The sequence below is a fragment of the Pseudomonas sp. GZD-209 genome (genome assembly GCF_049310485.1).
In the GTDB taxonomy this organism is placed as follows: domain Bacteria; phylum Pseudomonadota; class Gammaproteobacteria; order Pseudomonadales; family Pseudomonadaceae; genus Aquipseudomonas; species Aquipseudomonas sichuanensis.
In genome coordinates this window covers 1-3,193 of sequence record NZ_JBMOWQ010000162.1, presented here as the reverse complement: position 1 = coordinate 3,193, position 3,193 = coordinate 1, and the positions used below count along the sequence as shown (strand labels likewise).

Sequence of the window (3,193 nt, the reverse complement as noted above, 5' to 3'; positions counted from 1 at the left end):
TTCCGTGTGTGCCTATCCCCCCCCCTGTAGTCGGTTGGTTACGCGTCCCCCCCCCCCCCCGCGATGGCATTCGACTATTGCCCGGTCTTTCCGGAAAACCCGGCAAAACGCTTGTTGAACCCGGCCACCCGCCCTTCCACCGTGGTCTTGCGCTGCTGCCCGGTGTACACCGGGTGCGAAGCGCTGGACACATCCAGCGCCACGTAGGGGTAGGTCTGGCCATCGCTGTGCTGCTGGGTGCGATCGGTATCGACGGTCGAGCCGATTAAAAAGTACACATCGGCTGCTGTGTCATGGAACAGCACGGAGCGGTACGCGGGGTGGATGCCTGCTTTCATGGTGGATAATCCTCGGGGTCAAATTGATACTTTATAACATATACTATCGCGAATGATTTTCGATACCCGTATTTTCATTTTTCCTGCGCCGCCCCAGGCTGGCCATGGGCCGGCCAGCGGGCTATGGTCGGGGTTCGCCCCAGGCCCTGAGCCTGACCGAGCCATTCGCAAGGACCCCGTATGAGCCTGTCACTTCTCAGTCGCTACGCCTTTTTCGCCGCCTGCGTGCTGTTCACCCTCGCCAGCCTGCCGTTGCTCCACCATGAGTGGTTGTGGCCGTTCACCCTGGCCACCGGGGTGCTCAGCCTGATCGGTGTGTTCGACCTGCTGCAGCAGCGCCACGCGGTACGCCGCAACTACCCGATCCTCGGCAACATCCGCTACCTGGTCGAAGCCATCCGCCCGGAAATCCGCCAATACCTGCTGGAGTCCGACAGCGATGCCCTGCCGTTCTCCCGTGCCCAGCGCTCGCTGGTCTATGCTCGGGCCAAGAACGAAGCCTCGGACAAACCCTTCGGCACACTGATTGATGTGTACGAATCCGGTTTCGAATTCATCGGTCACTCGATGCGCCCGGCGCCATTGGCCGACCCGGCCAGTTTCCGCGTCACCGTGGGCGGCCCGCAGTGCACCCAGCCGTACTCGGCGTCGATCTTCAACATTTCGGCCATGAGCTTCGGTTCGCTCAGCGCCAACGCCATCCGCGCCCTGAACCAGGGCGCCAAGCTCGGCAACTTCGCCCACGACACCGGGGAAGGCAGCATCAGCCCCTACCACCGGGAGCACGGCGGCGACCTGACCTGGGAACTGGGCAGCGGTTATTTCGGCTGCCGCACCCCCGACGGGCGCTTCGACCCCGAGCGCTTCGCCGCCCAGGCGCAGAACCCGCAGGTGCGGATGATCGAGATCAAGATGAGCCAAGGGGCCAAACCCGGCCACGGCGGCATCCTGCCCAAGCACAAGGTCACCCAGGAAATCGCCGAGACCCGCGGCATCCTGATGGGCGAGGACTGCATCTCACCGTCGCGCCACAGCGCGTTTTCCACCCCCATCGAGATGATGCAGTTCATCGCCCAGCTGCGTGAGCTGTCCGGCGGCAAGCCGGTGGGCTTCAAGTTCTGCCTGGGCCACCCGTGGGAGTTCATGGGCATCGCCAAGGCCATGCTGGAAACCGGCATCCTCCCCGACTTTATCGTGGTCGATGGCAAGGAAGGCGGTACCGGCGCAGCGCCGGTGGAGTTCACCGACCATATCGGCGTGCCGCTGCGCGAGGGCCTGCTGTTCGTGCACAACACCCTGGTGGGCTTGAACCTGCGCGACAAGATCAAGCTCGGTGCCAGCGGCAAGATCGTCAGCGCCTTCGACATCGCCAGCGTGTTGGCGATTGGCGCCGACTGGGCCAACTCGGCGCGTGGTTTCATGTTCGCCATCGGCTGCATCCAGTCGCAGAGCTGCCACACCAACAAGTGCCCAACCGGGGTCGCCACCCAGGACGCCCTGCGCCAGCGGGCGCTGGTAGTGCCGGACAAGGCCCAGCGGGTGCTCAACTTCCACCACAACACCCTGCGCGCGCTGGCCGAGATGCTGGCGGCGGCGGGGTTGGAACATCCGGCGCAGCTGGAGGCCAAGCACCTGGTGCGGCGCATTTCGGCGACCGAGATCAAGCTGTTCTCGCAGATGCATGTGTTCCTCAAGCCGGGGGAGTTGCTGACCGGCGAGGTGAATGGGCAGTTTTATTCGCGGATGTGGCAGTTGGCGCGGGCCGACAGCTTCGAGCCGCAGAGTGAGGTGGCGGCTTGAGGGGGCCTTTCAAGGGAGTTGAGTGAAGGCCTCCAGGTGTTCGCCGATGCTTTTTCAGCGCCTATGAGATCGAGCGCCGCGCGGGCGGCGCTCGATCTCATAGGCGCTGCAAAGCTTTCGCCTGGCACCTGGCCGCCCTCACGCGGTGGTCAGCCAGGCCCTCCAAGGGCATACCCCTAACCCCGTAAGACATTTCCGAACCTGAATCCAAATGCTTCAGCCAGCAGCGCTTGGGAACTATCCTACGCACCTGCCGGAAGTTGCTGCGTTGTCGGGGAAATCCCTCAGGGCTAACTTCACCCGGTCGCCAAATTGGGTGACCGGGTGTGAGAACCCGACCTGCACTGCCAAGGCTTTAGGTTTATGGCAGCCATGCGCGGGCAGACTTCGGTCTGGCCGGCTTCAGTGCACCGGTTTCTCACCCCGCGTACGGCTGCCACCTTCATCCGTGAGAAAGATCGAGATGGCGGCTCCTGTAACGCACTGAGGTTTTGCCATGAAGAAGATCGTCCCCGATCCACCCCGTTTCTTCCCCTACCTGACCATTACCCCCGACCTCACCCCCGAAGCCGCACGCACCGAAGCCACCTCGCTGATGGAATGCCTGCGCGAAGTGCTCGACATGTACTTCGACACCGATAGCGAAGAGCAGCGCCAGACCCTGCTCAATACCTGCGTCTACCTGAACCAGCTGCTCTACCCCCTGATCCGCCACGAAACATGAGCGCAGCCATGACCACCCCGACCAACCATGGCAGCACCTCAGGCACCACCACCTGCCTGGAGCTGTTCCGCATCCAGCCCGGCATCCCCTTCCAGCACGCTTTCGACGAGCTGTCGGTACTGCTCGGCTGCATCCGCCACCTCACCTGCGAAGCCGAAATGGAAAACGACATGCTCGCCGGCAGTTCGGCGCGCATCCTCAGCGCCATGGCCAAGGCGCTGATCGATGACATGGAGTTGGGGATGAATCGCTCCGGTTGATCCAATGGCCCTATCGCGGGGCAAGCCCGCTCCCACGACGCAGAAATCGTGGGAGCGGGCTTGCCCCGCGA

General features: G+C 63.3%; 4 protein-coding genes. 3 read left to right on the top strand and 1 reads right to left on the bottom strand.

Annotation, left to right across the window (positions count from 1 at the left end; all coding sequences use genetic code 11):
- Positions 1-74 precede the first annotated feature (74 nt).
- A complete protein-coding gene (locus ACO6VM_RS18590) occupies positions 75-338 on the bottom strand; it encodes a type B 50S ribosomal protein L31 (protein WP_401058832.1) in 264 nt (87 codons plus the stop codon).
- 180 nt (positions 339-518) lie between these two features.
- Between ACO6VM_RS18590 and ACO6VM_RS18585 the strand changes: the two genes are divergently transcribed.
- The 3 genes from ACO6VM_RS18585 (at position 519) to ACO6VM_RS18575 (ending at position 3,122) form a co-directional block, all read left to right on the top strand.
- Complete coding sequence (locus tag ACO6VM_RS18585; RefSeq protein WP_390969497.1) at positions 519-2,138, top strand: FMN-binding glutamate synthase family protein; 1,620 nt, start codon at positions 519-521, stop codon at positions 2,136-2,138.
- Between the two features lie 496 nt (positions 2,139-2,634).
- Positions 2,635-2,862: a hypothetical protein gene (locus ACO6VM_RS18580; protein WP_422403627.1), complete on the top strand. Its 228-nt coding sequence runs from the start codon at positions 2,635-2,637 to the stop codon at positions 2,860-2,862.
- An 8-nt stretch (positions 2,863-2,870) separates the two neighbouring features.
- Positions 2,871-3,122, top strand: coding sequence for a DUF3077 domain-containing protein (locus ACO6VM_RS18575; RefSeq protein WP_401058836.1), 252 nt, complete (start codon positions 2,871-2,873; stop codon positions 3,120-3,122).
- Positions 3,123-3,193: the final 71 nt, after the last annotated feature.